The organism is Parabacteroides sp. AF14-59 (assembly GCF_003479515.1).
GTDB classification, from domain to species: domain Bacteria; phylum Bacteroidota; class Bacteroidia; order Bacteroidales; family Tannerellaceae; genus Parabacteroides; species Parabacteroides faecis.
Genome location: NZ_QUHH01000058.1, coordinates 1 through 765 on the forward strand (window position 1 = coordinate 1; position 765 = coordinate 765).

The following is a 765-nucleotide window of genomic DNA, read 5'->3' on the forward strand; positions in this document are numbered from 1 at the left end:
AATAAAAAGGGTTGTCCCTTTTGTTGTTTATTTCTGAAAGAGGTTTACTCTCTAATTATCTGCCGGCAAAAATAATCAAGAGTGTGATTCTCTCCAAATAAATTATGAAAAACCACCGCGGAGGATTGCCATGCGGCTGGAGGCGCGAAGCCTCCAAAGAGTTTCCTCAGTCTGATATTCTTTTATCCAGTCAGACTTACGTTTATCTGGCTCTTAATGGCATTTTCCCGATAACTTATCCACCTTTTCTTCAGTTCTCCCCTGCACTGTGCAGCCTGAGACGGGGTCATGCCGTCCAGACTCCAATGCGGACGTTCATTGTTATAGAAGTCTACAGCCGATTTTACCGCAGTTTTCACTTCCGGGATACAAGTAAACTTCATATCTTTAAGAAGTTCATTCTTAATGGTATTATTTACCCGTTCGGCTATGGCATTTTCCTTGGGGTTTCCATTTTCAGTCATGCTTATGCGGATTCCGCAGTCTTTCAAGCGGGCTGTATAGGCATAACTGGCATACTGGATACCACGGTCAGAATGATGGATCAAACCGGACAAGTCTTTTCGACCATAATGGCTGATAGCCATTTCCAAAGCATCTAAAGGATACTTAGTATCCAACGTTTCTCCAATACTATATCCTATGATTTCCTTACTATAAGCGTCAGTGACGACTGACAAAAAACAAAAAATATTTTTACCCGTTACCAGATTCTCTCCCAGATGAATATAGGTAATGTCGCTGACCATCAGCTGACAAGGAGCC

At 42.1% G+C, this 765-nt stretch carries 1 protein-coding gene; it reads right to left on the reverse strand.

From position 1 onward, the window contains the following. Positions 1–182: 182 nt before the first annotated feature. A partial coding sequence (locus DWW23_RS26905) for an IS3 family transposase (RefSeq protein WP_233564471.1) occupies positions 183–765 on the reverse strand: 583 nt, incomplete at its 5' end.